Annotated in this window: 22 protein-coding genes and 3 tRNA genes; 18 read left to right on the top strand and 7 right to left on the bottom strand. The window is 54.4% G+C overall.

The features are described from left to right. Nucleotides 1-23: 23 nt before the first annotated feature. The 3 genes from AC6I8X_RS18020 to argR all read right to left on the bottom strand — a co-directional run bounded on the left by AC6I8X_RS18020 (nt 24) and on the right by argR (nt 1,609). Nucleotides 24-296: a YdgH/BhsA/McbA-like domain containing protein gene (locus AC6I8X_RS18020; protein ID WP_299458379.1), complete on the bottom strand. Its 273-nt coding sequence runs from the start codon at nt 294-296 to the stop codon at nt 24-26. An 88-nt stretch (nt 297-384) separates the two neighbouring features. After that, the gene (gene yhcN, locus AC6I8X_RS18015; protein WP_084877200.1) at nt 385-648 is read right to left on the bottom strand and encodes a peroxide/acid stress response protein YhcN; all 264 of its coding nucleotides are present in this window, start codon (nt 646-648) and stop codon (nt 385-387) included. A 490-nt stretch (nt 649-1,138) separates the two neighbouring features. Beyond that, the gene (gene argR / locus AC6I8X_RS18010) at nt 1,139-1,609 is read right to left on the bottom strand and encodes a transcriptional regulator ArgR (protein WP_084877198.1); all 471 of its coding nucleotides are present in this window, start codon (nt 1,607-1,609) and stop codon (nt 1,139-1,141) included. Nucleotides 1,610-2,039: 430 nt separating this feature from the next. Here argR and mdh point away from each other — a divergent pair, with 430 nt between their 5' ends. After that, entirely contained in the window at nt 2,040-2,975 is a 936-nt protein-coding gene (gene mdh, locus AC6I8X_RS18005) for a malate dehydrogenase (protein ID WP_299458384.1), read from the top strand. A 33-nt stretch (nt 2,976-3,008) separates the two neighbouring features. Here the strand turns inward: mdh and mscM are convergent, their stop codons facing one another. From mscM to rsgA, 3 genes are all read right to left on the bottom strand, one after another. Further along, a complete protein-coding gene (gene mscM, locus AC6I8X_RS18000) occupies nt 3,009-6,341 on the bottom strand; it encodes a miniconductance mechanosensitive channel MscM (protein WP_497840245.1) in 3,333 nt (1,110 codons plus the stop codon). A 14-nt stretch (nt 6,342-6,355) separates the two neighbouring features. Continuing rightward, nucleotides 6,356-7,252, bottom strand: a complete 897-nt coding sequence (gene asd / locus AC6I8X_RS17995; RefSeq protein ID WP_313683348.1) for an archaetidylserine decarboxylase — start codon at nt 7,250-7,252, stop codon at nt 6,356-6,358. 80 nt (nt 7,253-7,332) lie between these two features. Beyond that, nucleotides 7,333-8,382: a small ribosomal subunit biogenesis GTPase RsgA gene (gene rsgA / locus AC6I8X_RS17990; protein WP_497840244.1), complete on the bottom strand. Its 1,050-nt coding sequence runs from the start codon at nt 8,380-8,382 to the stop codon at nt 7,333-7,335. 102 nt (nt 8,383-8,484) lie between these two features. Between rsgA and orn the strand changes: the two genes are divergently transcribed. From orn to AC6I8X_RS17970, 4 genes are all read left to right on the top strand, one after another. Continuing rightward, entirely contained in the window at nt 8,485-9,033 is a 549-nt protein-coding gene (gene orn / locus AC6I8X_RS17985; RefSeq protein WP_208716662.1) for an oligoribonuclease, read from the top strand. A 319-nt stretch (nt 9,034-9,352) separates the two neighbouring features. After that, nucleotides 9,353-9,428: transfer RNA gene (locus AC6I8X_RS17980), tRNA-Gly, on the top strand. A 25-nt stretch (nt 9,429-9,453) separates the two neighbouring features. Continuing rightward, a tRNA-Gly gene (locus AC6I8X_RS17975) sits at nt 9,454-9,529 on the top strand. Nucleotides 9,530-9,554: 25 nt separating this feature from the next. Next, nucleotides 9,555-9,630 (top strand) — tRNA-Gly (locus AC6I8X_RS17970). 425 nt (nt 9,631-10,055) lie between these two features. Here AC6I8X_RS17970 and queG read toward each other — a convergent pair. Next, on the bottom strand, nt 10,056-11,195 hold the full coding sequence (gene queG, locus AC6I8X_RS17965) for a tRNA epoxyqueuosine(34) reductase QueG (RefSeq protein WP_084877179.1): 1,140 nt from the start codon (nt 11,193-11,195) through the stop codon (nt 10,056-10,058). Here queG and nnr point away from each other — a divergent pair. The 13 genes from nnr (at nt 11,194) to rnr (ending at nt 26,568) form a co-directional block, all read left to right on the top strand. Beyond that, complete coding sequence (nnr, locus tag AC6I8X_RS17960; protein ID WP_497840243.1) at nt 11,194-12,711, top strand: bifunctional ADP-dependent NAD(P)H-hydrate dehydratase/NAD(P)H-hydrate epimerase; 1,518 nt, start codon at nt 11,194-11,196, stop codon at nt 12,709-12,711. The two genes, queG and nnr, sit on opposite strands and share 2 nt — an antisense overlap. Nucleotides 12,712-12,714: 3 nt before the next feature. Next, nucleotides 12,715-13,191, top strand: a complete 477-nt coding sequence (tsaE, locus tag AC6I8X_RS17955; RefSeq protein ID WP_084877172.1) for a tRNA (adenosine(37)-N6)-threonylcarbamoyltransferase complex ATPase subunit type 1 TsaE — start codon at nt 12,715-12,717, stop codon at nt 13,189-13,191. Beyond that, nucleotides 13,188-14,837 carry an N-acetylmuramoyl-L-alanine amidase AmiB gene (gene amiB / locus AC6I8X_RS17950; RefSeq protein WP_497840242.1) on the top strand — a complete coding sequence of 550 codons (1,650 nt, stop codon included), beginning with the start codon at nt 13,188-13,190 and terminating at the stop codon, nt 14,835-14,837. Before tsaE ends, amiB begins: the two co-directional genes overlap by 4 nt. A 42-nt stretch (nt 14,838-14,879) precedes the next feature. Beyond that, nucleotides 14,880-16,709, top strand: a complete 1,830-nt coding sequence (gene mutL / locus AC6I8X_RS17945) for a DNA mismatch repair endonuclease MutL (protein WP_497840241.1) — start codon at nt 14,880-14,882, stop codon at nt 16,707-16,709. Continuing rightward, entirely contained in the window at nt 16,702-17,652 is a 951-nt protein-coding gene (gene miaA / locus AC6I8X_RS17940) for a tRNA (adenosine(37)-N6)-dimethylallyltransferase MiaA (RefSeq protein ID WP_299458402.1), read from the top strand. Before mutL ends, miaA begins: the two co-directional genes overlap by 8 nt. 101 nt (nt 17,653-17,753) lie before the next feature. Then, nucleotides 17,754-18,065 (top strand): RNA chaperone Hfq, encoded by a 312-nt coding sequence (gene hfq / locus AC6I8X_RS17935; protein ID WP_084877160.1) that lies wholly within the window; start codon nt 17,754-17,756, stop codon nt 18,063-18,065. An 82-nt stretch (nt 18,066-18,147) separates the two neighbouring features. Next, a complete protein-coding gene (gene hflX, locus AC6I8X_RS17930; RefSeq protein ID WP_299458405.1) occupies nt 18,148-19,428 on the top strand; it encodes a ribosome rescue GTPase HflX in 1,281 nt (426 codons plus the stop codon). Nucleotides 19,429-19,507: 79 nt separating this feature from the next. Beyond that, nucleotides 19,508-20,746, top strand: a complete 1,239-nt coding sequence (gene hflK / locus AC6I8X_RS17925) for an FtsH protease activity modulator HflK (protein ID WP_299458407.1) — start codon at nt 19,508-19,510, stop codon at nt 20,744-20,746. 3 nt (nt 20,747-20,749) lie between these two features. After that, nucleotides 20,750-21,754, top strand: coding sequence for a protease modulator HflC (hflC, locus tag AC6I8X_RS17920; protein ID WP_208716643.1), 1,005 nt, complete (start codon nt 20,750-20,752; stop codon nt 21,752-21,754). 58 nt (nt 21,755-21,812) lie between these two features. Further along, nucleotides 21,813-22,010, top strand: coding sequence for a DUF2065 domain-containing protein (locus AC6I8X_RS17915; RefSeq protein WP_208716641.1), 198 nt, complete (start codon nt 21,813-21,815; stop codon nt 22,008-22,010). Between the two features lie 169 nt (nt 22,011-22,179). Then, entirely contained in the window at nt 22,180-23,478 is a 1,299-nt protein-coding gene (locus AC6I8X_RS17910) for an adenylosuccinate synthase (protein ID WP_299458415.1), read from the top strand. Between the two features lie 191 nt (nt 23,479-23,669). After that, a complete protein-coding gene (gene nsrR / locus AC6I8X_RS17905; protein ID WP_299458417.1) occupies nt 23,670-24,113 on the top strand; it encodes a nitric oxide-sensing transcriptional repressor NsrR in 444 nt (147 codons plus the stop codon). Nucleotides 24,114-24,129: 16 nt separating this feature from the next. Continuing rightward, on the top strand, nt 24,130-26,568 hold the full coding sequence (gene rnr, locus AC6I8X_RS17900) for a ribonuclease R (RefSeq protein ID WP_084877143.1): 2,439 nt from the start codon (nt 24,130-24,132) through the stop codon (nt 26,566-26,568). The last annotated feature ends 41 nt before the right edge of the window (nt 26,569-26,609 follow it).

Below are 26,609 nucleotides of genomic sequence, written 5' to 3'. Positions count from 1 at the left end.
GGCGCCGGATAGTCAGTTAGCAATTATTTGTACAGTTCAGCAGTGACGTGGTAGGTGTCATTCTGATTGTTTTCAATAATGCGGTAGTGGCTGGCACCCTGAGCATCCGCTTTAGCTGACAGCTCCTGACGGATATTCATCTGGTCGCCATCACGACCACTTACGCTGATGGTTTGGTTCAGCGGTTGCAGATTCATGCTGTCTGCCTGTTCGTTAGTGATCAGGTTGGCAGCGCTGGCACCGAAAGAAAGAATGGAGGCCAGGCTCAGAACTGCGATAGATAATTTAGTTTTCATGATTCACTCTCCTGAATTTTGTCTGGCAACCTGAGCGCAACTGCGTCTCAAATGGGTTGCCGTTCATACTTGTCTTGTTTCAGCAAACTTATTTATAAAGTTCAGCGGTAGCGTGATAGGTGTTGTCATTACGCGCTTCAATCACGCGATAAGCTTTAGCACCTTGCTGGTCTGCTTTTTCACTCAGCTGCTGATGGATATCCATCGGCGAACCGGCAGTGCCGCTGACACTGATGGTGCCGGCCGGTTGCAGATTCATGGCCTGATCGGCATTGATAGAATCTGCGGCGAAAGCACCAAATGACAGGGCAGATAGAACGCTCAGGGTTGCGATAGTAGTTTTAACTTTCATGATTATTTCCTCGTCTTCTGTTTTTTCTCTTTTTATTCACTGTGATTTGCATCACGAAACAAGTATAGATCTAATCACCCATGAAATTAATATTCAGCTAATAATGTTTGGTTGTTATTCTTTATCCTTATGACAACTTTTAATAACTGAGTGTTATAAAAACCGCCTGGTTTCTGTCCAATGGCTGTTAATTACATGTAAAAACAAAGGTCTATGTCATTTTATCTTTCTGTGCGAAATATACCGGTTGATCCAGCTGGCTGGTACGCAGTAAGTGGGCAATACGGCTAATCCTGGTATGTAAAGCAGTGTAAAATAGCGCGAAAGGTTAAGCAGGCTAAAAGGTCCTACCAATCATCCAGAGGGGTGAGAACTGACGGGAATATGCTTAATGCATTGTTTCCTGAGTGTTTTGGCAAAAGCGCGACGGCTGGAGGGGAAGATAGCAGGATTGTTACCGGCAGGTAATCTGCCGGTAGCAGGCAGGGTTTTATAGCTCTTGTTCGAATAAAACCAGGATAGCGTCGTGCAGTTGCTTCACGGTAAAGCTACGCGCGGGGGTAATAAAGATGGTGTCATCACCGGCGATGGTGCCGAGGATGCCTTCCGCCTTGCCGAGAGAATCCAGCAGGCGGGCAATCAGCTGTGCGGCGCCAGGACTGGTATGAATCACTACCAGCGCATCGTTATAGTCGATATCCAGCACCAGATTTTTCAGCGGGCTGGTGGTGGTAGGGACACCCAATTCGGCTGGCAGACAATACACCATCTCCATTTTCGCGTTGCGGGTACGCACTGCACCGAACTTAGTCAGCATACGAGAAACTTTTGACTGGTTGATATTCTCGAAGCCGTCTTCCTGCAGCGCCTGCACAATTTCGCCCTGAGAGCTGAATTTCTCTTCTTTCAATAGGGCCTTGAACGCCTTGATCAGGTCGTCCTGTTTAGATGGGTTTCGCATAGGTTACCAATAAAAAGAGGGATGCATCGGGCAACAGGCCCATGGCAGATAAATTATTATGCATTTAAATGAATTTTTATGCAATAAACCAGGTGGGAATTTCGCCGGGAAAACCTGCGGGGCGGCGATCATAACAGAGATTTCCCGCTGCGCCAAAATCGCGGGGTGGCACGCAAAAGCGAAGGTTGCAATGTTGTTATATTATTGAAGTGGTAACAACAAAATGACTGATCATTGCCGACCCCTGTCTTCTGGCTGCGACCTATGATCATTCAGGCGACTTCTGAAGTGTGGATGTCTCGGGAGCCGAATTGCGGCGTCAGTGTTTATAGCGCGACGGGCCTTGTCGCTATCGCCTGAGAAGTTGATTACACTCGTAACCTGATGGAAACCCGGCATATCTCTGCCCCACCTTAATAAGGAGTCCAGGATGAAAGTTGCCGTTCTCGGTGCCGCTGGTGGTATTGGCCAGGCGCTTGCACTGCTGCTCAAGACCCAATTACCCGCAGGTTCAGCTCTCTCGCTCTATGACATCGCCCCGGTAACACCGGGTGTGGCTGTGGATCTCAGCCATATTCCCACCGCAGTGAAAGTTGAGGGTTTCAGTGGTGAAGATGCCACGCCCGCACTGAAGGGAGCCGATGTGGTGCTGATCTCCGCCGGAGTGGCACGTAAACCCGGCATGGATCGCGCCGACCTCTTTAACGTTAACGCAGGCATTGTCCGCAACCTGATTGAACAGGTGGCGAGCACTGCACCAAAAGCCCTGATTGGCGTTATCACTAACCCGGTTAACACCACGGTCGCGATTGCGGCGGAAGTGCTGAAGAAAGCCGGGGTATATGATAAGAACCGCCTGTTTGGCGTCACCACCCTGGATATTATTCGTGGCAATACTTTTGTTGCGGCGTTAAAGGGCAAACAGCCGGGCGAGATTGACGTGCCGGTGGTGGGTGGTCATTCGGGCGTCACTATTCTGCCGCTGCTATCGCAGGTAAAAGGCGTCAGCTTCAGCGAGCAGGAAGTCGCGGATTTGACCAAACGGATTCAAAACGCCGGTACCGAAGTGGTGGAAGCCAAGGCAGGTGGCGGTTCTGCGACGTTGTCGATGGGGCAAGCGGCCGCGCGCTTTGGTCTGTCGCTGGTGCGAGCCATGCAGGGCGAAGCCAATGTTGTGGAATGTGCTTATGTGGAAGGGGATGGTGAATACGCCCGATTCTTCTCACAGCCGCTGCTGCTGGGCAAAAACGGTATCGTTGAACGGCGACCGCTCGGGCCGCTCAGCGCTTTTGAGCAGCAGGCATTGATCGGCATGCTGGATACGCTGAAAAAAGATATCGCCCAGGGCGAGGAGTTTGTGAAGTAACCTGTAGCGGCGCGATTTATCGCGCCGCTACTTTTATAACCCACCTGATTTAAAATTCCGTGCTGCAGGTGCGCCATTGCTGGCTGGCGTCTTCTTGCCCGGCGTTTCCATACGCACCTGGAAAGGCGGGAAGGGCATTTCAATGCCGTGCGCGGCGAAACCATGCAGAATCAACTGATGCAGCTCATGACGCAGCGGCATGCGATGCCCCATTTCGGCAGCGTAAACACGCAGCTCAAACAGCTGAATCCCCTGCTGTAAATCGACAAGGAAAACATCCGGTGCGGGCATGTCCAGCACATACGTACAGCGCTCTGCCGCCTGTTTAAGCAGGTTTGTTACTTCGTCACTGTTCACCCCGGCGGGTGCGGGAATGGTCAGCACGACGCGTGTGACGGAGTCGGACAGCGACCAGTTAACGAACTGCTCAGTAATAAAGGCCTTATTCGGCACGATGATTTCTTTACGGTCCCAGTCGGTAATGGTGGTCGCACGGGTATTAATACGCGTGATACTGCCGGTGAGATCGCGGATGGTGACGGTATCGCCAATACGAATCGGCTTCTCGAACAGGATGATCAGGCCGGAAATAAAGTTAGCAAAGATTTCCTGTAAACCAAAACCAAGACCCACACCGAGTGCGGCGACCAGCCATTGCAACTTCGCCCATTCGATACCAATCATGGAGAAGCCAATCAGGCCACCGATCAGCATCAGCACATATTTGGTCAGGGTGGTGATGGCATAGCCAGTACCGGGCGTCAGATTCAGGTGCTGTAGCAGCGCCAGTTCCAGTAGTGCTGGCATGTTACGTACCAGCTGGGTAGTGATAATCAGCACCAGTATGGCGATCAGGACCGAGCCGAGGGTAATCGGCTGGATACTCTCCACCCCCTGAATTGTGGTACTGACATCCCACAGGCGGATATTTTCCAGAAAACCGAACGCCGAGTGAATTTCTGACCACAACACAATCACCGACACCAGCGCAATTAATGTCAGAAGGGAGCGTACCAGACGCAGCGACTGGGCGCTGATGGCGTCGAGATCGATAATCGGTTCGTCCGCTTCTGGCGCTTCGCTACTCCCGGCTGGCTGATCCTTCTCCTCTTCGCTACGTGCGCGGTTTGCCAGCATATCGGCACGGCGCTGACGGGCGCGATCAAAAGCGATACGGCGACGCTGAATCAGCATCCAGCGGCGGATAATGTGGTAAATCACCAGCAGGAAGAACCAGATGCCAACGGACGTTTCCAGACGTGCCAGCAGCGCCTGCGCAGTCGCCAGATAGCCGATGCAGGAGGCAAAGGCGGCGACCAGCGGGATGGCGATCATCAGATTCCACAGGATGCGATTGACGAAGTTATCGCCGTTACCTTCTTTATCCAGATATAGCGGAATACCTGCACGTTTCAGGCTGACGGTGACAATGCTCAATGCGCCGCAAATCAGGATGAAGCACAACCGCCCCAGCGTTGATGAGAACTCACGGTCCTCCAGATTAGCGAAGGCAATCAACAGCATGATCAGCGGCACAATCAGGCCGACGCTGAGTGAGTAATAACGCATCGCGCGCGCCACCCGCGTGTGCGGCCAGCGGAAATGCACCACAAACAGGCCATTTGGGCGGGCAAACGAGGCACTGATCATAAATGCCCACAGGAGCGGCAATGTGGCAGTAATACCGTCGCCGATTGCTACCGCGATCGGGTAGGGCCAGGCTTCCTGTAATCCATAACCCAGTGCAGCCCAGAGCACCGGTATCGGTACGGCCACCAGAATTGACCAGAACACCGTGCGCAGCGTCAGGCTGAATTGATCCTGTGTGACCTTGCCAACTTTGCTGGCGGCACGCGCCAGAAACGCATGGTAATGACGGCGCGTGCTGATGCTAAACCCAACCAGTAGCAGCGCACCCATGATCGGCAGCACGGTTTCTTTGCTGGTAAACATCATGGCCAGCGCTTTACCTAACTGGCCCAGCGTATCGAGTGATAGCAGGCGTCCCAGCGACTGTGCCACATCCACCGGGAAATTCAGGTCAACGGTGCTGACGTCAGCCGTCCAGAACAGATAGCGATGTGTGGCGTCGCGCACTTCAGCCAGCGCATCCTGCAACTGGGTATTGGAGACTTTAAGTTTGGTAATTTCCAGAATCAGCGTATCGCAACCGGAAATTAATGAGTTGAGCAACTCGCGCTGAGTTTTCAACTGAGCTTCGAGGATGCGGCTCTGCTCGCTGGTAAAGGGCGTGCCATCATCCTGCTTCTCTTTACGCAGCGTCTGCTGGCGCTCAAGCAAATCTTCATAACGCAGCCGCTGGACACGTAACTGGCCCATCTCGTTATCAATCTGCTGCGATTTCGGCACATCTGGCAGACGCGCGACCTGGGCGCGCAGCGCTTCACCCAGCAGGTTCGAGGCACCCAGCCATTGTGATTGCTCGCGCAGGGTACTTAGCGCCTGGCGTACCTGCAAGGTCTGATTGGTCGATAGTCGCTGCTGCGAAGCGACCAGATCCATGCGCTGTGCCTGTTGATTGAGATCGGCTGACAATTCACGGTTTACCCGGAATTGATCGCTGATGATGCTGGGCAGATCGCCACTGTTTTCTGCCAGTTGTTCGGTTCGTTCCAGCGCCTGTTCTGCTTCACGCTGACGTTGGTTATTCAGTTGATTACGCAGTGCCTGGAGATAGTTATCCAGCTGGGTCGCCTGGCGCTGATGTATTTCGGCACGCATCCGCGCCAGTTCCTGGCGATTATTGGCGGAGAGCTGCGCCAGCTCCAGTTCATCCACACGGGCTTTATTGGCGGCGTTTTCCGCCTGACGTGCGTAAACCTGCGCCTGGGCCTGCGGCGTCGTGGCTGCAGCGGCACCCTGTACACGGCGGTCGCTCTCGGTCATCGCGCGACGTGCTTCGGTTTGCTGCTGTGGTAACTGCGATAGCGAATCGCTGATTTCACGCGCCCGGTCCTGTTCCTGCTGAGCCTGGCGTCCCTCTTCCAGCAACTGACTGCTAACCTGCAAAATTTCCTGATCCAGCTCGGCGCTGCTCATATTACTGCGCACGGTTTTGCTGCTATCCGTCAGACTGGCGAGTTGCTGGCGCAGTTCACGCGCCAGTCGCGGGAAGTCATCAATCACCTGCTGATATTGCTTCGTGCGTTCCAGGGAGTCATCACGTTCAGCAAGAAAATTGAGCGCCGTTTCCAGTGTCTGAATTTGTTCGGTTTGAGAGGGGGAACTTTTCGCGGATTTGGCCGCGTCCAGTTCTTGTTTCAGGTCGCTGGCCACCGGGACAGTGGCAGCGAAAGCAGTGCTGCTGAACCACAGGCTCAGCAGCAAAATAAGAGAGGCACGCACTGGGAAATTCCCGCTTAGTCGGTGAGCGGGGCGGTTTCACCCGGCTGTGGCAGGGCGATGGCCAGCGGCTGACCGAGGCGGGTCTTGCTTTCGGCTTCCAGGCTTTCCGCCAGTTTGACGCGCTGTGGCGCAAACAGGTTGATGACCGTTGAACCCAACTTGAAGCGACCCATTTCCTGTCCTTTCAACAATACAACGGCTCCGTCATGGTCGGCTGCCGGGTAGTGCCAGCGTTTAATCACCCCTTCACGCGGTGGCGTAATCGTCCCGGCCCACACGGTTTCGATGCTGCCAACAATGGTGGCACCCACCAGAATCTGCACCATCGGACCGTGATCAGTATCGAACACGCAAATGACACGCTCGTTACGGGCAAACAGATTCGGGATGTTGCGTGCGGTTAACGGGTTGACCGAGTAGAGGTCGCCCGGGACATAGATCATTTCACGCAGGACGCCGTTACAGGGCATATGCACGCGATGATAATCACGCGGCGCCAGGTAAGTGGTGACAAAGTTGCCGTCCTGGAACTGCTGCGCCAGTTCATCATTACCCGCCAGCAGCGCCTGCAGCGTGTAGTAGTGACCTTTGGCCTGGAAGATCTGATCGCCTTCGATGCGGCCTAACTGGCTGATGGCACCATCGGCTGGCAGGGCCAGCAGCGTTGCATCGGGATCGATCGGACGTGCCCCTTCTTTTAATGGGCGCACAAAGAAGTCATTAAAGGTGCGATAGCTGGCAGTATCTGGTTTGCTGGCCTCAGCCATATCGACTTTGTAGTACCAGACAAAAATATCAATGACCGCTTTGGTCAGCCAGCCACCACGCCGACTGGCACCCCAGCCTGCGAGTTCGGTCAGTCCTTTCTTAGGCAGAATATGATTCAGGCCGAGTTTAAAACGATCAAACACCTTAGCCTCCTGGCTTTATTACGTATCGTTGAGACAAAAGGGGGCGGATTGTAGCAGCGCCCCGCGTGCCGTTGTACTCATTAATCTTCGCTGGCGGAAAAGTTTTTACGTGTTTTTACCTGCGCCATGCTTTCCAGAATACGGTGGTAGTTATCGAAACGGGAAATGTTGATGATCCCGTTTTCTACCGCTTCGCGAATGGCACAGCCCGGATCGTTGTCATGTTTGCAGTCGCGGAATTTGCAACTGCCAAGAAACTCACGAAATTCGACAAATCCACGGGTAATTTGTTCCGGCTCCAGGTGCCACAAGCCAAATTCACGTACCCCAGGGGAATCAATCACATCGCCACCGTGGGGGAAATGGTACAGGCGTGCGGCGGTGGTGGTGTGCTGGCCGAGACCCGAGGCATCCGAGATGTCGTTGGTCAGGATTTCGTCACCGGCAACATCCAGACCCAGCAAGGCATTCAGCAGGCTGGATTTGCCGACGCCAGACTGTCCGGCAAAAATGCTGATGCGGCCAGTCAGTGCGGCTTCCAGCTCGGCCAGGCCATTTTTGGCACGGCTGGAGACCATCAGCACGCGGTAACCAATATGGCGATAGATATCCATCTGCTCATCGACAAAGGCGCGAGCCTCGTCATCCAGCAGATCGGTTTTGTTCAGCACCAGCAGGGGCTCGATCCCCAGGGTTTCGCTGGCAACCAGGTAACGATCGATGATGTTGAGTGACAGTTCCGGCAGGATCGCTGAAACGATAATGATCTGATCGATGTTGGCGGCGATCGGTTTGATACCGTCGTAATAATCGGGGCGCGTCAGTACGCTGGTACGATCGTGCACAGCTTCGACGATCCCTTTGCCGCCGTTCTCATTCGCAGCACGCCATAAGACGCGATCGCCCGTCACCAGCGAACGGATGGTGCGACGGATATTACAGCGATGCACCTCACCCGCGCTGTCCTCGACGTCTGCGTGCATGCCGAAGCGGCTGATCACTACACCATCGGTTGCTTCCCCAAACAGGCTGTCATCCGGTTCCGGTTTTTCGTTCCGTTGCTTCAGACGACGCTCGTGGTTCGCACTCACACGACGTTGTTGACCCTTCGACAGTTTATTTTTGCTCACGCATCCTCTCACGCTTTCGCCAGGCTTCGCCCCGCTGGGCAAAACGTCTATGATACACCTTAATTTAGTCTAATGACGACTTTGGCAACGGGCGGAAAACGCATGACAGCTGGAAATGAAAACAATCTGATTTGGATCGACCTCGAAATGACCGGACTGGATCCGGAACGCGATCGTATTATTGAGATCGCCACGCTGGTGACCGATGCAAACCTGAATATTCTGGCAGAGGGGCCGGTGCTTGCGGTGCATCAATCCGATGCGCAGCTGGCGCTGATGGATGACTGGAACGTGCGTACTCACACCAATAGCGGTTTGGTGGAGCGTGTGAAAGCTAGCCAGTACGACGATCATGCTGCTGAACTGGCAACCATCGAATTTCTGAAACAGTGGGTACCCGCGAATACCTCGCCGATTTGTGGCAACAGCATCGGTCAGGATCGTCGCTTCCTGTTTAAATACATGCCGGAACTGGAAGCCTATTTCCATTACCGTTATCTCGATGTCAGTACCCTGAAAGAGCTGGCGCGCCGCTGGAAGCCCGATATCCTGCCAGGTTTCAAAAAGAGCGGCAGTCATCAGGCGTTGGATGATATTCGCGAATCGGTGGCGGAACTGGCTTATTATCGCGAGCACTTTTTGCAGCTTTAAGCGGGTCAGGGTGCGCAGGAAAACAGCAGGTTGCTGAATTAAGCAGCAAACGCGCGGAAAGCGCAAAATTTTGCTTTCAGGCTCTTGCGATGGAAAGGATTTCTCGTATAATGCGCACCCCGTACCGATGAAGAATTTCGGTATGGTACAGAGTCAGTTTTTAGTTTGCGCAGTCGCGAACAAATACAACGATGCAGCATCGAGTGTTTTTGTTTGCAACAAGGCGGCAACGGAACGAGTCCCTGGGAGCTTACTCAAGTAAGTGACCTGGGTGAGTGAAGGAAGCCAACGCAGTCGCAAACAAAAAGACGACGATGATGCGGGAATAGCTCAGTTGGTAGAGCACGACCTTGCCAAGGTCGGGGTCGCGAGTTCGAGTCTCGTTTCCCGCTCCAAAATCTGTATAGCAGCACCCTCTACGCGGGAATAGCTCAGTTGGTAGAGCACGACCTTGCCAAGGTCGGGGTCGCGAGTTCGAGTCTCGTTTCCCGCTCCAAAATTTGTATAGCAGTACCTCCTACGCGGGAATAGCTCAGTTGGTAGAGCACGACCTTGCCAAGGTCGGGGTCGCGAGTTCGAGTCTCGTTTCCCGCTCCAGATTTTTATATTCATTAAAGTTGTTTGTCGTAGATTACGAACAGCACTAAAACTGTGTCAGCCAGGGCGTTTTCTGAAATTTTGCTCAATTCTGCTGAGGCAGGTAAGTGACGAATTGGCGACGGTCGCTGCCAAAATAATTCTTCAGGTTATCCACAATCTGTCTGGTGCACCCGGACGGCGCTTTACCCCATCTGCAAAACTGTTTTAAACAGAGTTATCCACAGGCTCTGGACAGGTACCCGCAACGTAAAACATGTGAAAATGTTAACGATTAATCAATAATTAACTGATTTTAATGGTTATTTTCATGTTTCAGTCTGTTAGTACGATGACTGGACGATATAACGGGGCATACCTGCAATCGGACTTATAATTTTATTCACAGCATGTGGAAAAGGATTTTATCCTGTAAATTTGCTCAATCACGCATCACGTGACAGCCCCTTTTCAATCGCTCGTACCAGACGCAGTTTGCGGGCGGGTTGAACGTCAATCGCCAGTGCAGCACGTTTCTGTCGCTGCTGATCCAAAGCCCAGTCGATATGTTCATCCAGCAATGGATGCTCCCCTGAACGCTGTTGCAGTACGGTAATGTTTTCTTCCGACCACGGGGCATTACCCAGCGCTACCGCGACATTGCGCAACCAGCGCAGATGACCAATCCGGCGAATTGCCGATCCTTCCGTCACGCGCAGAAACTTTGCTTCATCCCACATAAATAACGTGGTGAGGGGTGGGGCATGCAGCACTGCTCGGGGCGAAAAATCGTCCTCATCTGTCAATTGCCCATAGCGATTCCACGGACAAATCAGCTGACAATCGTCACAACCATAAATACGGTTGCCAATGAGTGGACGGAACTCCTCGGGAATGGCACCTTCCAGCTCAATGGTCAGGTAAGAGATGCAACGACGCGCATCCACTGTGTAGGGCTCGACAATCGCCGCTGTGGGGCAGATGGTCATGCAGGCCACACAACGACCACACTGCTCCTCCTGCGGGGTATCGACCGGCAGCGGCAGATCGATCAGCAGCTCGCCGAGGAAAAACCAGGAACCCGCTTCGCGGTTAAGGATTAGAGAATGTTTTCCAGTCCAGCCCAGTCCCGCTTTGGCTGCCAGCGGGCGTTCCAGCAGTGGCGCTGAATCAACAAACGGGCGGAAATTCAGTTCGCCACAATGCTCCTGGATCTTATCCCCGAGTTTTTTCAGCCGATTACGCAGAACTTTGTGATAGTCGCGTCCCAGCGCATATCGGCTAACATAACCGAGCTGAGGGTTTTTTAACGTGCTGGCGAAGGCGGCTTTGGCAGGCAGATAATTCATGCGCACGCTGATGACGCGCAACGTGCCGGGTAATAACTCATGAGGGCGCGCGCGCATCATGCCATGACGCGCCATCCACTCCATCTCGCCGTGATATTGTTTCTCCAGCCACGCCTGTAACCTGGGTTCTTCTGCGCTGAGGTCGGTGTCGCAAATACCTACCTGCTGGAAGCCAAGTTCGCGTCCCCATTGTTTAATCTGTTGGGCAAGCTGATGAAGATCGAGAGGGTATGACATGAGAAACCAGGAATTGAATGCTAACCCGCGCAGTTTATCACACTCTGTCTGGCCTGCGCAGGCGATAGGGCAACTGGAACGTGATGCTGCCGACAGCCTGGGATTGACCCTGTATGAATTGATGCTGCGTGCCGGTCAAGCCAGCTATGAACTGGCGCGTCGGTTATGGCCTGACGCCAGCCACTGGCTGATTCTGTGCGGCCACGGCAACAACGGCGGGGATGGCTATGTGGTAGCGCGACTGGCGCAAGCGGCTGGGATGCAGGTGACACTGCTGGCGTGTGAGGGCAGCAAACCGTTGCCGGAGGAGGCTCAGCAAGCGCGGGAGGCCTGGCTGGCCGCTGGGGGGGTTATTCATGCCGCCGATTTCCCCTGGCCGCAACAGGTTGAGGTGATTGTCGATGCACTGCTCGGCACCGGGCTAAATCGTGCTCCCGGCGCGCCTTATGCTCATCTGATTACACTGGCAAATGCCCATGTTGCGCCAGTGCTGGCGATTGATATTCCGTCCGGGCTGATGGCGGCAAACGGTACTGCGCCGGGTGCGGCCATCGTTGCCGCTCATACCCTCAGCATGATCGTGCTGAAGCCGGGTCTGCTCACCGGCAAGGCTCGTGATTATGTTGGGCAGCTGCATGTTGACGAACTGGGATTATCACCGTTTCTCACCGGCAATGAGGCACCGATGCAGCGGGTTGATGCGCAGGATCTGTCCCGCTGGCTGAAGCCGCGTAAAGCGACGTCCCACAAAGGTGATCATGGCCGCCTGTTGGTGGTGGGGGGCGATACCGGTACGGCAGGGGCCATTCGCATGACAGCGGAAGCGGCACTGCGCGCCGGTGCGGGTCTGGTTCGCGTATTAACGCATGAGGATAATATTGCGCCGATCCTGACTGCCAGGCCGGAACTGATGGTGGATACACTGAGCGAGGCGCGCCTGCAACAGGCACTGGAATGGGCGGATGTGATCGCCATTGGCCCTGGCTTAGGCCAGCGTGAATGGGGGAAACAGGCACTGAAAAGGGTCGCTGCTTGCGAAAAGCCGATGCTTTGGGATGCAGATGCACTTAACCTGCTGGCAATCAACGCAGATTCCCGTCAGAATCGCATCATCACGCCACATCCCGGTGAGGCAGCTCGCTTGCTGGATGTGAAGACCAGTGATATTGAGAGTGACCGCATCCATGCCGCCCAGGCGCTGGTCAAACGCTACGGAGGCGTGGCAGTGCTGAAAGGGGCGGGTACGGTGATTGCCAGTGCAAAGGGACAGCTGGTGATTGCCGATGTGGGTAATGCCGGTATGGCCTCTGGTGGCATGGGGGACGTACTGAGCGGCATCATTGCCGCGCTGATAGGCCAGAAACTGGCTTTGTTTGATGCGGCCTGTGCAGGCTGTGTGGCGCATGGTGCAGCAGCGGATGCCGTTGCCCGTCTGCGTGGCACGCGCGGTATGCTGGCCACCGATTTGTTCGAACTGCTGTGGCAGTTTGTTAATCCTGAGATGATCCAACAATAAAGCATGAAGACCTGTGTTATCCCTTTGCCCGATGAAGCGGCAACCCTTGAACTTGGCGCACAGCTGGCCCGCGTATGCAGCAGTGCGGCGGTAATTTATCTTTATGGCGATCTGGGTGCCGGTAAAACCACCTTCAGTCGTGGTTTTTTGCAGGCGCTGGGTCATCAAGGCAATGTAAAAAGCCCCACTTATACGCTGGTCGAGCCTTATACGCTGGGAAGTCGTACCCTGTATCATTTTGACCTGTATCGTCTGGCCGATCCGGAAGAACTGGAGTTCATGGGGATTCGTGATTATTTCAGCGGCGAGGCGATTTGTCTGGTCGAATGGCCGCAGCAGGGCACGGGTGTGTTGCCTGACCCCGATTTGGCATTGACGCTGCGTTACGTTGATAACGCGCGTGAAGCAGAATTACAGGCGGTTTCGGTGCAGGGTGAAAGCCTGCTGCAACACTTTAAGCAGCAAAGGGATCAGGCATGATGTCACGGATGAAAATGGTCCTTGCGGCCCTGCTCTGCCTGTTTTCGGCTTCAGCGCTGTCGGCCGCGTTGTCAGATATTAAAGTTGACAATGGTGATAGCCAGGCGACGGTGACACTGAGTTTCAACGGCCAGCCGGTGTATGGTTTTTTCCCGCTGCATAATCCCGATCGCGTGGTGCTGGATATCCGCCAGAGCGGCAATATTCAGGGGCTGCCGCTCAATTTCAGCGGCGAAAATCTGGTTAAGCGTATCCGCAACAGTAAACCGCAGGATAAGCAAAGTATCCGTCTGGTGTTCGAGCTGACGCAGGCAGCACACACCCGTGCCACCACGCAGCGTGAAGGTAATCAATATCGTGTGGTGTTTACCATGCGTGGTACGCAAACCGCTAAACGTAACGCTGCGCCAGTAAGTTCCGTGCGGGAAACGCAAAGCAGCAGCCAGGGGAATCCGTTCAATGCCAACCCGGTGACGGCAGTGAGCAGCAGTGATACCACGATACGCCCTGGCGGTTCGGTAAGCCGTAACGAACAGGTCATCGTGGCGATTGACGCCGGACATGGCGGCCAGGACCCGGGGGCTTCAGGCCAGCACGGCTTGCATGAAAAAAATGTCACCATCGCCATTGCGCGCAAGCTGAAGGCGCTGATGGATCGCGATCCCATGTTTAAACCGGTGCTGACGCGAACCGGCGATTATTTTATCTCGGTGATGGGCCGTTCCGACGTGGCGCGCAAAGAGAATGCCAACCTGCTGGTATCGATTCACGCCGATGCTGCACCCAGCCATTCGGCAACGGGGGCGTCAGTGTGGGTGTTATCCAACCGTCGCGCAAATAGCGAAATGGCGAACTGGCTGGAGCAGAAAGAGAAGCAATCGGAGCTGCTGGGCGGTGCAGGTGACCTGCTGGCGAACAGCCAGGCCGATCCTTACCTGAGCCAGGCCGTGCTGGATCTGCAATTCGGCCATTCACAGCGCGTTGGCTATGATGTGGCGGTGAAAGTGCTGCAACAGCTGCGTAGCGTCACGCCATTGCATAAACGCCTGCCAGAGCACGCCAGCCTCGGTGTATTGCGTTCACCGGATATTCCCTCTTTGCTGGTTGAAACCGGCTTTATCAGTAATGCCGCGGAGGAGCGACTGCTTGGCAGTAGCGCATATCAGGAGAAGATTGCCCAGTCGATTTATAAAGGCCTGCGCAATTACTTCCTGGCGCATCCGCTGCAATCGGTCCCAAAGGAAGAAAATAGGCCGCTGGACAACGCACCAGCGGTTAGCGTCGCCAGCAATCCGGCGACGGGAACGGTGCAGTATACTGGCGTGACGCAGCGCCATACGGTGACACGCGGTGAAACCCTGTCAGGCATTGCGGCAAAATACGGTGTCAGCATGGCGACATTGCGTGAAATGAACAACCTGAAACGTGATGTGGTCTGGGTCGGCCAGCGTCTGAAAGTTCCGGCTAAATCGGGTGTCGCCTCGACGGCCGCTCGTGGCCCGGTGCGCCATAAAGTGGTGCGTGGCGACTCTCTGACGGCCATTGCTGCCCGCTACGGAGTCAGCCCCAATGCCATCATGCAGGCCAATAATATGAAGTCCTCCAATGTGATGCTGGGTCAGACCCTGAAAATTCCGCAATCCTGATTGCTGGCCCCTGGTGGGCCAGCCGGTTAAAAGGACACCGCCATGCCTATACAAATCTTACCGCCACAGCTGGCAAACCAGATCGCGGCGGGCGAAGTGGTGGAGCGTCCGGCGTCGGTGGTGAAAGAGCTGGTGGAAAACAGCCTCGATGCCGGGGCGACACGTATTGATGTCGATATTGAAAAAGGCGGCGCGAAGCTGATTCGTATCCGTGATAACGGCTGTGGTATCGCTAAAGACGAGCTGGCGATGGCGCTGGCACGCCACGCGACCAGTAAAATCGCCTCACTTGATGATCTCGAAGCCATCGTTAGCCTCGGATTTCGCGGGGAAGCGCTCGCCAGTATCAGCTCAGTTTCCCGCCTGACGCTCACCTCACGTACTGAAAATCAAAGTGAAGCCTGGCAAGCCTACGCTGAGGGGCGGGATATGGCGGTGACGGTTAAACCGGCCGCGCATCCGGTGGGGACGACGCTGGAAGTACTCGATCTATTTTACAACACCCCCGCCCGACGCAAGTTTATGCGCACGGAAAAAACCGAGTTTACCCATATAGATGAGGTAATTCGCCGCATTGCGCTGGCGCGCTTCGATGTGGCAATTTCACTCAGCCATAATGGCAAGCTGATGCGCCAGTACCGCGGCGTGAGCCAGGATGCGCAGCGTGAGCGGCGGCTGGGGGCGATTTGCGGCACCACCTTTATGCAGCATGCGCTGAGAATTGACTGGCAGCATGACGATTTGGCGTTGCGTGGTTGGGTGGCCGATCCGGCGGGTTCTCGCCAGGTAACCGACCTGCAATATTGCTACGTCAATGGCCGTATGATGCGTGACAAACTGATCAATCATGCCATCCGCCAGGCGTACCAAACTCAACTGGGGGATGAGCAGCAACCGGCTTATGTACTGTACCTGGAAATCGATCCGCATCAGGTGGATGTGAATGTCCATCCAGCCAAGCATGAGGTGCGTTTTCATCAGTCGCGTCTGGTGCACGATTTTATCTGGCAGGGCGTGATGAGTGCGTTGCAGGCCAGCCGTGCGGCAGAACTGCCGATCGCTCATGCAGAAGAACCTGCGCCGCAGTGGCAGCCAGAAAATCGTCAGGCGGCGGGGGGGAATCACTTTTCGCAGCCAGCGGCCGCACCGCGTCAGCCAGGGGCAACCCCCAGTGGCGGCTGGCAGCAAAAGGAGCCCACTTATCGCGCGCGCGAAGGGGTGGCTTATCAGCAGCTCCTGCAAACGCCAGCCACTGTCGCGGCACCGCAGCCGCAGCCCGCGCCTAAACCTGAACGCGAAATGCCACTTGCTGCCCATGCACAGAGTTTTGGCCGGGTGCTGAGTGTGGTACGCGAGAGCTATGCCCTGCTGGAACGCGGCGATAAGCTATTCTTACTTTCGCTACCCGTGGCAGCACGCTGGCTGAAACAGGCCCAGTTGCAACCTGGAGAAGAGGGGTTAAAACCGCAGCCGCTACTCATTCCTGTCAGGTTGAAAATTGCCCCGGAAGAGTTGGCGGTTATTGGCCAGCAATCCGCGCTGTTAACTGCGATGGGCATTGATTTACAAAGGGAAGGCCAGCATGTGACGCTACGCGCGGTGCCTTTACCGTTACGAACACAAAATTTACAAATCTTGATTCCAGACCTGTTAGGCTATCTCGCCCGGCAGCAAGAGGTCTCTGCATCCTCGCTGGCCCAATGGCTGGCACGTCGTGATGATGCAGAGGCAGCGCACTGGAATCACTCGCAGGCGATTACGCTGCTGGCGGAGCTGGAACGGCTCTGTCCGCACTTGCTGAAGTCGCCGCCTTCTGGCCTGTTACAGGCCATTGAGATTGAGAGTGCGATTAACGCATTGAAGCATGAGTGAACAGAACCAGGCTGGCCGGCCTAAGGCAATTTTTTTGATGGGGCCTACCGCCTCCGGTAAGACGGCACTGGCAATTTCGTTACGTCAGCATCTTCCGGTGGAACTTATTAGCGTTGACTCTGCCTTAATCTATCGCGGGATGGATATTGGCACGGCGAAGCCGTCTGCTGAGGAGTTAGCGCAGGCACCTCATCGTTTGCTGGACATTCGCGACCCGGCGGAAGCTTATTCCGCTGCTGAGTTTCGTCGCGATGCGCTGGCAGAAATGGCGGAGATCACCCAAAGGGGTAAGATTCCGTTGCTTGTTGGTGGAACTATGCTCTACTTCAAGGCGTTGCTTGAAGGATTGTCGCCGCTGCCCTCGGCCGATCCGGACGTGCGTCAGCGGATAGAGCAAATGGCGGCAGAAAAGGGTTGGGATGACCTTCACCGCCAGCTGTGTGAAATCGATCCGGTCGCCGGCAGTCGTATTCATCCGAATGATCCGCAGAGACTTTCGCGAGCACTGGAAGTTTTTTTTATTTCGGGTAAAACTTTAACGGAACTGACAAAAACATCCGGTGAAGCGTTACCCTACGACGTGTACCAATTTGCGATCGCTCCGGCGAACCGCGAGCTGTTACATCAACGCATTGCGTTGCGTTACAACCAGATGCTGGCGTCAGGATTTGAAGCGGAGGCTCGTGCTCTGTTTGCACGAGGTGATTTGCATACGGATATGCCTTCCATTCGTTGTGTAGGTTATCGTCAAATGTGGTCTTACCTCACTGGCGAAATCGATTACAACGAAATGGTTTATCGGGGAATTTGCGCAACCCGGCAGCTCGCGAAGCGCCAGATGACCTGGTTACGTGGCTGGCCCGACGTGCACTGGTTAGACAGTGATGAGCCAGAATTAGCGCGTAATGCGGTGCTTCAGGTTGTTAGTGCTAAGCAGGGATGATTGTGTACAATTGGTCCGTTATCGTGCGCAAATTTTTACGCAGTTTTTCTGAACCACGGTTCAAAAAGTAACAAACAACAAGCATATAAGGAAAAGATAGAATGGCTAAGGGGCAATCTTTACAAGACCCGTTTTTGAACGCACTGCGTCGTGAACGTGTACCGGTTTCGATCTATTTGGTGAATGGTATTAAGCTGCAAGGGCAGATTGAATCCTTTGATCAGTTCGTGATTTTGTTGAAAAACACGGTTAGCCAGATGGTGTACAAGCACGCCATCTCTACAGTAGTTCCTTCTCGTCCGGTATCGCACCATAGCAACAATGCGAGCGGCGGAAGCAGTAACTACCACCACGGCGGAAGCAACCAAACCGCTCAGTCGCAGCCACAACAAGACGGCGATAACGCAGAATAATTTTTTGTGTTGCCGTGAAGCCAGGGCTGGAGAGCGAATGCGTTTTCCCGTCCTGGTTATTTTATTTTAGCGAGGTTATAGCTTGTTTGACCGTTATGATGCCGGTGAGCAGGCCGTACTGGTACACATCTGGTTCTCCCAAGACAAAGAGCTGGAAGATTTGCAGGAGTTTGAAACTCTTGTCTCTTCTGCGGGCGTCGAAGCGCTGCAGGTTATTACTGGCAGCCGTAAAGCGCCACATCCCAAATATTTTGTCGGTGAAGGAAAGGCAGTTGAAATTGCCGATGCGGTAAAAGCGAGTGGAGCATCGGTCGTTTTATTCGATCATGCCTTATCCCCTGCTCAGGAACGAAATCTTGAGCGGCTGTGCGAATGTCGCGTTGTCGATCGCACCGGCTTAATTCTTGATATTTTTGCCCAGCGCGCCCGCACCCATGAGGGTAAATTGCAGGTCGAGCTGGCACAGCTACGCCATCTGGCTACCCGCCTGGTACGTGGATGGACGCACCTTGAACGCCAGAAAGGCGGCATTGGTTTGCGCGGTCCGGGTGAAACCCAGCTGGAAACGGACCGTCGTTTGCTGCGTAATCGCATCAGCCTGATCCTGTCCCGTCTTGAGCGCGTGGAAAAACAGCGCGAGCAGGGCCGACAGGCGCGGGCCAAAGCGGATGTGCCAACCGTTTCTCTGGTGGGCTACACCAACGCCGGTAAATCCACCCTGTTCAACGCTATTACATCCGCGGATGTCTATGCTGCGGATCAGCTGTTTGCCACCCTGGATCCTACCCTGCGTCGCCTTAACGTCGCGGATGTGGGAGAAGTGGTACTGGCAGACACGGTAGGTTTTATTCGCCACCTGCCTCACGATTTAGTTGCCGCATTTAAGGCAACCTTGCAGGAGACGCGCCAGGCGACTTTACTGTTGCATGTAATTGATGCGGCTGATGTCCGTCTCAATGACAATATTGAGGCGGTCAACGTCGTGCTGGAAGAAATCGAGGCCGATGAAATTCCAGCCCTGCTGGTAATGAACAAGATCGATATGCTGGAGGATTTTGCACCACGTATCGATCGTGATGAAGAGAATAAGCCGATTCGCGTCTGGCTGTCAGCCCAGACGGGGGTCGGTCTGCCTTTACTGTGGCAGGCATTATCAGAACGCCTTGCCGGTGAAATTGCGCAGTACGACCTGCGTTTGCCGCCGGAAGCCGGACGTCTGCGCAGTCGTTTTTATCAGTTACAGGCGATTGAGAAAGAATGGAATGAAGATGATGGCAGTGTAGGTTTACATGTGCGTATGCCAATTGTTGATTGGCGTCGTTTATGTAAACAGGAGCCGTCGCTCGCCAGTTATATTGTTTGACCGTTGCCCAACTCATTTACCGGAAAGCCAGGACATCGGCTGCAAGGTAAAACGTAAATACAATAAATGGAGTAGAGACATGGCGTGGAATCAGCCCGGTAATAACGGACAGGACCGCGACCCGTGGGGAAGCAGCAATAATCAAGGCGGCAACTCTGGGGGAAATAAAGGAGGTCGCGATCAGGGACCCCCTGATCTGGATGATATCTTCCGTAAACTGAGTAAAAAACTCGGTGGACTGGGCGGTGGCAAACAGAGCGACAATGGCCAGCGCAGCGGCGGTAGCGGTGGCAAACTGGTCGGCATTGTTGCCGCAGCGGCAGTCATCATCTGGGCAGCCAGCGGTTTCTACACCATTAAAGAAGCGGAACGTGGCGTCGTCACCCGCTTCGGCAAATTCAGCCATCTGGTGGAACCAGGTCTCAACTGGAAACCCACTTTTATCGATCAGGTCCGTGCTGTGAACGTGGAAGCGGTGCGTGAACTTGCCGCGTCTGGCGTGATGCTGACATCAGACGAAAACGTGGTGCGCGTAGAAATGAACGTGCAGTACCGCGTCACCGATCCTGAGCGTTACCTCTATGCTGTGACCAGCGCGGATGACAGCCTGCGTCAGGCAACTGACAGTGCGCTGCGTGGCGTGATTGGTCGTTCTACGATGGACCGCATTCTGACCGAAGGTCGTACCGTGGTGCGTAGCGAAACCCAGCGCGAAATCGATGAAACCATTCGTCCGTACAACATGGGTATCACGCTGCTTGATGTTAACTTCCAGGCGGCGCGTCCACCGGAAGAGGTCAAAGCGTCGTTTGACGATGCGATTGCCGCGCGTGAAAACCGCGAGCAGTACGTGCGTGAAGCCGAAGCTTACGCCAACGAAGTTCAGCCGCGAGCCAATGGTCAGGCACAACGTATCCTGGAAGAGGCACGTGCTTACAAAGAACGCACCGTGCTGGAAGCGCAGGGTGAAGTGGCGCGCTTTGCCCTCATGCTGCCGGAATACAAAGCCGCACCGCAGATCACGAAAGAACGTCTGTACATCGAAAGCATGGAGCGCGTGCTCAGCCATACCCGCAAAGTGCTGGTTAGCGACCGTAGCAATAACCTGATGATGCTGCCGTTGGATCAACTGATGCGTGGCGCTCAGAGTGCTGCGGGTCAAAACGGCCAGAAAAATACCAATCTGATGAAGTTACCGCCGGTTTCGGACAGCAACGCCAGCAATAGCGACACTTCATCGTACAGTCCGAACAGCATCATGGATCAGCGTCGCGCCAATGCGCAGCGTAACGATACCCAGCGCGAAGGGAGGGAGTAATCGATGCGTAAGCCAATCATCGCCGTAATTATTGTAGTGCTGGTGGTGCTGTACGCGTCACTGTTCGTGGTGCAGGAAGGACAGCGTGGCATCGTGCTGCGTTTTGGTAAGGTTCTGCGTGATAGCGAGAACAAGCCGCTGGTCTATGCGCCAGGTCTGCACTTCAAGATTCCGTTTATTGAAACCGTGAAATCACTGGATGCGCGTATCCAGACCATGGACAATCAGGCGGATCGCTTTGTCACCAAAGAGAAGAAAGACCTGATCGTTGATTCCTATATCAAATGGCGTATCAGTGATTTTAGCCGTTACTATCTGGCGACGGGTGGTGGCGACATTTCTCAGGCCGAAGTGCTGCTGAAACGTAAATTCAGTGACCGTCTGCGTTCTGAAATGGGTCGTCTGGATGTAAAAGATATCGTGACCGACTCACGTGGTCGTCTGACTACTGATGTGCGTGATGCCCTGAATACCGGCAGCGCGGGTAACGATGACGAAGTACAGACGCCAGCTGCCGACGATGCGATTGCTGATGCCGCGGCACGCGTTGAGCGTGAAACCAACAGCAAAGAGCCAGCGCCGAACCCGAACAGCATGGCTGCCCTGGGTATTCAGGTGGTTGACGTACGGATTAAGCAGATCAACCTGCCAACTGAAGTTTCTGATGCGATCTACAACCGTATGCGCGCCGAGCGTGAAGCGGTAGCGCGTAGCCAGCGTTCACAGGGTCAGGAAGAGGCAGAAAAACTGCGCGCTCAGGCGGATTATCAGGTGACCCGTACACTGGCAGAAGCCCAGCGTGAGGCACTGATTTCCCGTGGTGAGGGTGATGCGCAGGCGGCGAAACTGTTTGCCGATGCGTTCAGCCAGGATCCGGATTTCTATGCCTTTATCCGTAGCCTGCGTGCCTATGAAAACAGCTTTGCGGATAATCAGGATATTATGGTTTTAAGTCCGGATAGCGATTTCTTCCGTTATATGAAGGCCCCCTCTAACGCAACGCGTTAAGAACTGATATAAATTCAAGGCCGACAATCTTGTCGGCCTTTTTTTTGGGGAAAAGATAATGAACACAACCATCTGGATGGCACTGGCTTTGGTGCTGGTTCTGGAAGGGCTGGGGCCGATGTTTCTGCCGCGTATCTGGCGACGTATGATTCTGGCTATGGCGCAGTTGCCGGATCGCCTGTTACATCGTTTTGGCGGTGGATTGGTGGTTGCCGGGGTGGTGATCTATTACATGTTAAGTGTGCACGCGAGCTAAAAATGCGCGTTATTTCGCAGCCTCGTTGTGTCTTGTTGCTGATTTATCCCCAACATGTTGTATCGATCAAAACTCAGGCAAAAAACCGCGCAATCGTATGCTAAAAGAGCTGAAAGTGGAAAAGTCAGGTGGTAGAATCCATTTTTAAGCAATCGGTGATTTTGAAAAAATGGGTAAGAACGTCGTCGTACTGGGCACCCAATGGGGTGACGAAGGTAAAGGCAAGATCGTAGACCTTCTCACAGAGCGCGCGAAATACGTCGTGCGCTATCAAGGTGGTCACAATGCAGGCCACACTCTGGTTATCAACGGTGAAAAAACCGTCCTCCACTTAATTCCATCAGGCATCCTGCGTGAAAACGTCACCAGCATCATTGGTAACGGTGTTGTGCTGTCACCAGAAGCGCTGATGAAAGAGATGAAAGGTCTTGAGGAGCGCGGTGTACCGGTACGCGAACGTCTGCTGCTGTCTGAAGCCTGCCCGTTAATCCTGCAATACCATGTCGCGATGGACCTGGCGCGTGAAAAAGCGCGTGGTGCTAAAGCTATCGGTACCACCGGTCGTGGTATCGGCCCAGCCTACGAAGATAAAGTTGCCCGCCGTGGCCTGCGCGTTGGCGATCTCTTCAACAAAGAAACCTTCGCTGCCAAGCTGAAAGAAGTGGTGGATTACTACAACTTCCAGCTGGTGAATTACTACAAAGAAGATGCTGTCGATTACGACAAAGTGCTGAACGATGTGATGGCTGTGGCCGACATCCTGACCAGCATGGTCGTTGACGTGTCTGAACTGCTGGATAACGCGCGTCAGCGTGGCGATCTGATCATGTTCGAAGGTGCGCAGGGTACATTGCTGGATATCGACCACGGTACTTATCCGTACGTGACCTCGTCAAACACCACTGCTGGTGGCGTGGCAACCGGTTCTGGTATCGGTCCGCGTTATGTTGACTATGTGCTGGGTATCGTTAAAGCCTACTCAACCCGCGTGGGTGCAGGTCCGTTCCCGACTGAACTGTTTGATGAAACCGGCGAGTTCCTGTGTTCCAAAGGTAACGAGTTCGGTGCCACCACCGGTCGTCGTCGTCGTACCGGTTGGCTGGATGCCGTGGCGGTTCGCCGTGCAGTGCAGATCAACTCACTGTCAGGTTTCTGCATGACCAAACTGGACGTGCTGGATGGCCTGAAAGAAGTGAAAATTTGTGTGGGATATCGCATGCCGGATGGCCGCGAAGTCACCACGACGCCGCTGGCTGCTGAAGGTTGGGAAGGTATTGAGCCAATTTACGAATCAATGCCGGGCTGGAGTGAAAACACCTTTGGCGTGAAAACGCTGGAAGGTCTGCCGCAGGCCGCACGTGACTACATCAAACGTGTGGAAGAGGTAACCGGTGTTCCGGTGGATATTATTTCTACTGGTCCTGACCGTAGTGAGACCATGATTTTGCGCGATCCGTTTGACGCATAATCCCCTCTGGCCGGACCCTGTCCGGCCTCTGTTTCTCTGCTCTTTGACTCCGCTCACAATATTTTTTCTTGCAAATATCAAGAGTTGCCTGAAAAAAACGCACCGGCCTTCACGCACTGGTTTATCATCATAATTAAACGCAACGCCAATCGGCATATAAAAATAACACCCGATGATTCACTGAGGTACATGTGCAGCTTACAAGTTTTACTGATTACGGTCTGCGTGCCTTGATCTACATGGCCACTTTGCCCGAGGGTAAGCAGACCAACATTACTGAAGTGACCGATACCTATGGGGTGTCGCGTAATCACATGGTGAAAATCATCAACCAACTGAGCCGGGCCGGCTTTGTGGCCGCAACACGCGGTAAAAACGGCGGAATTCGTTTAGGCATGGACCCGGAAAAAATTGTCATTGGCGACGTTGTCAGGAAAATGGAGCCACTACAGCTGGTTAACTGTAGTGAATGCAGCATTACGCCAGCCTGTCGCTTGCGCAAAGCGTTGAACAATGCGGTCCAGCTATTCCTTGATGAGCTGGATAATTACACGCTGGCCGATCTCGTCAAAGACAACGAACCACTTTACCAAATCTTATTGTCCGAACCGCCGGTGGCAATCCATCAAAAATGACATCGGAGGAACCGTAATGTCAAAAGATCCTTTTCAGGAAAGAGAAGCTGAAAAATATGAAAACCCGATCCCCAGTCGGGAGTTTATTCTGGCGCTATTAGAAAAGCGCGAAAAGCCTGCCAGCCGCGATGACATCGCCCAGGAACTCAATATCAGCAGTGAAGAGCAACTGGAAGCGCTGCGCCGTCGCCTGCGTGCCATGGAGCGCGATGGACAGCTGATATTTACCCGCCGTCAATGCTATGCGCTGCCTGAGCGCCTTGATTTGCTGCGTGGCAAAGTGATTGGCCATCGTGATGGCTATGGTTTCCTGCGCGTGGAAGGGCAGAAGGATGATTTTTATCTCTCTGCCGAACAGTTGAAACTGTGTCTGCACGGTGACGTGATCCTGGCGCAACCCGGTGGTGCGGATCGCAAAGGCCGCCGCGAGGCGCGCGTAGTACGCGTGCTCGAGCCACGTAACAGCCAGATCGTTGGTCGTTACTTTACCGATGCCGGTACGGGCTTTGTCGTGCCGGACGACAGTCGTCTGAGCTTTGATATCCTCATCCCACAGGACCAGACGCTGAACGCGCGTATGGGCTCGGTCGTGGTGGTGGAGATTACCCAGCGCCCGACGCGTCGTACCAAAGCGCTGGGCAAAGTCACGGAAGTACTGGGCGATAATATGGGCACTGGTCTGGCTGTCGATATGGCGCTGCGCACCCATGAAATCCCCCACGTCTGGCCGGAAGAAGTCGAAAAACAGATCGCCAAACTGAAAGAAGAAGTGCCGGAAGCGGCGAAGAAAGGTCGTGTCGATCTGCGTCAGTTGCCGTTAGTCACCATTGATGGTGAGGACGCGCGCGACTTCGACGATGCTGTCTACTGTGAGAAAAAACGCGGTGGCGGCTGGCGCTTGTGGGTGGCGATTGCCGACGTCAGTTATTACGTGCGTCCGGGCACGGCTCTGGATAACGAAGCCCACCAGCGCGGCACCTCGGTGTATTTCCCGTCGCAGGTCGTACCGATGCTGCCGGAAGTGCTGTCAAATGGCCTGTGCTCACTGAACCCGCAGGTTGATCGCCTGTGTATGGTGTGCGAAATGACCATCTCGGCCACCGGCAAACTGACCGGCTACAAACATTATGAAGCGGTGATGAATTCACACGCGCGCCTGACCTACACCAAAGTGTGGAATATCCTGCAAGGCAACCCGGAGCTGCGTGAACAATACGCACCGCTGGTGAAGCATCTTGAAGAGTTGCACCGCATGTATCAGGTGTTGGAAAAGTCGCGTGAGCAGCGTGGCGGCATCTCCTTCGAAACCGAAGAAGCTAAATTCATCTTCAATGCCGATCGTCGTATTGAGCGCGTCGAGCGCACAGTGCGCAACGATGCCCATAAGCTGATTGAAGAATGTATGATCCTCGCCAACATCGCGTCAGCGCGTTTTGTTGAGAAGAACGAAGAACCGGCCTTGTTCCGCGATCACGATCGCCCGAGTGACGACAGCATCACCAGCTTCCGTACCGTACTGAACGAACTGGGCCTGAGCCTGCCGGGTGGTAGCAAGCCGCAGCCGATTGATTATGCCGAGCTGCTGACGCAGATCGCCGATCGCCCGGATGCAGAAATGCTGCAAACCATGCTGCTGCGTTCGATGAAACAGGCAGTGTACGATCCGGAAAACCGTGGCCACTTTGGTCTGGCGCTGGCGTCGTATGCGCACTTCACTTCACCGATTCGCCGCTACCCGGACCTGCTGCTGCATCGCGCCATCAAATATCTGCTGGCGAAAGAGCAGGGTGAGGAGAAAGGTAACACCACGGCGACCGGCGGTTACCACTATGATATGCAGCAGATGCTGCAGCTCGGCCAGCACTGTTCCATGACCGAACGCCGTGCCGATGAGGCCACGCGTGACGTTGCTGACTGGCTGAAATGCGACTTTATGCAGGATCAGGTGGGTAACGTCTTTACCGGCGTGATCTCCAGCGTGACCGGTTTTGGTTTCTTCGTGCGTCTGAACGATCTGTTTATCGATGGTCTGGTGCATGTTTCATCGCTGGACAATGATTACTACCGCTTCGATCCGGTAGGGCAGCGTCTGATCGGTGAATCCGGTGGACGCACCTATCGTCTGGGCGATGCCGTTGAAGTGCGGGTGGAAGCGGTGCACATGGACGAACGCAAAATCGACTTCGCGCTGATTTCCAGCCAGCGTGTCCCGCGTGGTGAAGGTAAAACTGCTCGCGAGCGCGAGAAGCGTGGTGGGCAAGCTCCGGCTAAACGCCGCCGTGATGCCGGTAAAAATGTGAATTTCGAGCCGGATGCCGCTTTCCGCGGTGAGAAGAAAAAACCGGCGAAAGCGAAAGCTGAGAAAAAAAGCAAAAAAGTCTCCGAAAAAACCCGTAAAATCGCCGCCGCCACTAAGGCTAAGCGCGCGGCGAAGAAGAAAACCAGCGAAGCCTGATGCTGATCAGTTGTAGCGGCGCGATTTATCGCGCCGCAACG

Source organism: Pantoea sp. X-Soil-TKNS-1280 (genome assembly GCF_059730475.1).
Note: the sequence above shows the minus strand (reverse complement) of the source record. Positions and strands in the feature narration are given on the sequence as shown.

What these genes read in the sequence shown, in the direction of transcription:
- hfq (WP_084877160.1), top strand. Translation starts at nt 17,754, where the DNA reads ATGGCTAAGGGGCAATCTTTACAAGACCCGTTTTTGAACGCACTGCGT.
- orn (WP_208716662.1), top strand. Translation starts at nt 8,485, where the DNA reads ATGACAGCTGGAAATGAAAACAATCTGATTTGGATCGACCTCGAAATG.
- queG (WP_084877179.1), bottom strand. Translation starts at nt 11,195, where the DNA reads ATGTCATACCCTCTCGATCTTCATCAGCTTGCCCAACAGATTAAACAA.
- hflC (WP_208716643.1), top strand. Translation starts at nt 20,750, where the DNA reads ATGCGTAAGCCAATCATCGCCGTAATTATTGTAGTGCTGGTGGTGCTG.
- nnr (WP_497840243.1), top strand. Translation starts at nt 11,194, where the DNA reads ATGAGAAACCAGGAATTGAATGCTAACCCGCGCAGTTTATCACACTCT.
- miaA (WP_299458402.1), top strand. Translation starts at nt 16,702, where the DNA reads ATGAGTGAACAGAACCAGGCTGGCCGGCCTAAGGCAATTTTTTTGATG.
- AC6I8X_RS17910 (WP_299458415.1), top strand. Translation starts at nt 22,180, where the DNA reads ATGGGTAAGAACGTCGTCGTACTGGGCACCCAATGGGGTGACGAAGGT.
- hflK (WP_299458407.1), top strand. Translation starts at nt 19,508, where the DNA reads ATGGCGTGGAATCAGCCCGGTAATAACGGACAGGACCGCGACCCGTGG.
- yhcN (WP_084877200.1), bottom strand. Translation starts at nt 648, where the DNA reads ATGAAAGTTAAAACTACTATCGCAACCCTGAGCGTTCTATCTGCCCTG.
- amiB (WP_497840242.1), top strand. Translation starts at nt 13,188, where the DNA reads ATGATGTCACGGATGAAAATGGTCCTTGCGGCCCTGCTCTGCCTGTTT.
- AC6I8X_RS17915 (WP_208716641.1), top strand. Translation starts at nt 21,813, where the DNA reads ATGAACACAACCATCTGGATGGCACTGGCTTTGGTGCTGGTTCTGGAA.
- AC6I8X_RS18020 (WP_299458379.1), bottom strand. Translation starts at nt 296, where the DNA reads ATGAAAACTAAATTATCTATCGCAGTTCTGAGCCTGGCCTCCATTCTT.
- mutL (WP_497840241.1), top strand. Translation starts at nt 14,880, where the DNA reads ATGCCTATACAAATCTTACCGCCACAGCTGGCAAACCAGATCGCGGCG.
- mdh (WP_299458384.1), top strand. Translation starts at nt 2,040, where the DNA reads ATGAAAGTTGCCGTTCTCGGTGCCGCTGGTGGTATTGGCCAGGCGCTT.
- rnr (WP_084877143.1), top strand. Translation starts at nt 24,130, where the DNA reads ATGTCAAAAGATCCTTTTCAGGAAAGAGAAGCTGAAAAATATGAAAAC.
- tsaE (WP_084877172.1), top strand. Translation starts at nt 12,715, where the DNA reads ATGAAGACCTGTGTTATCCCTTTGCCCGATGAAGCGGCAACCCTTGAA.
- argR (WP_084877198.1), bottom strand. Translation starts at nt 1,609, where the DNA reads ATGCGAAACCCATCTAAACAGGACGACCTGATCAAGGCGTTCAAGGCC.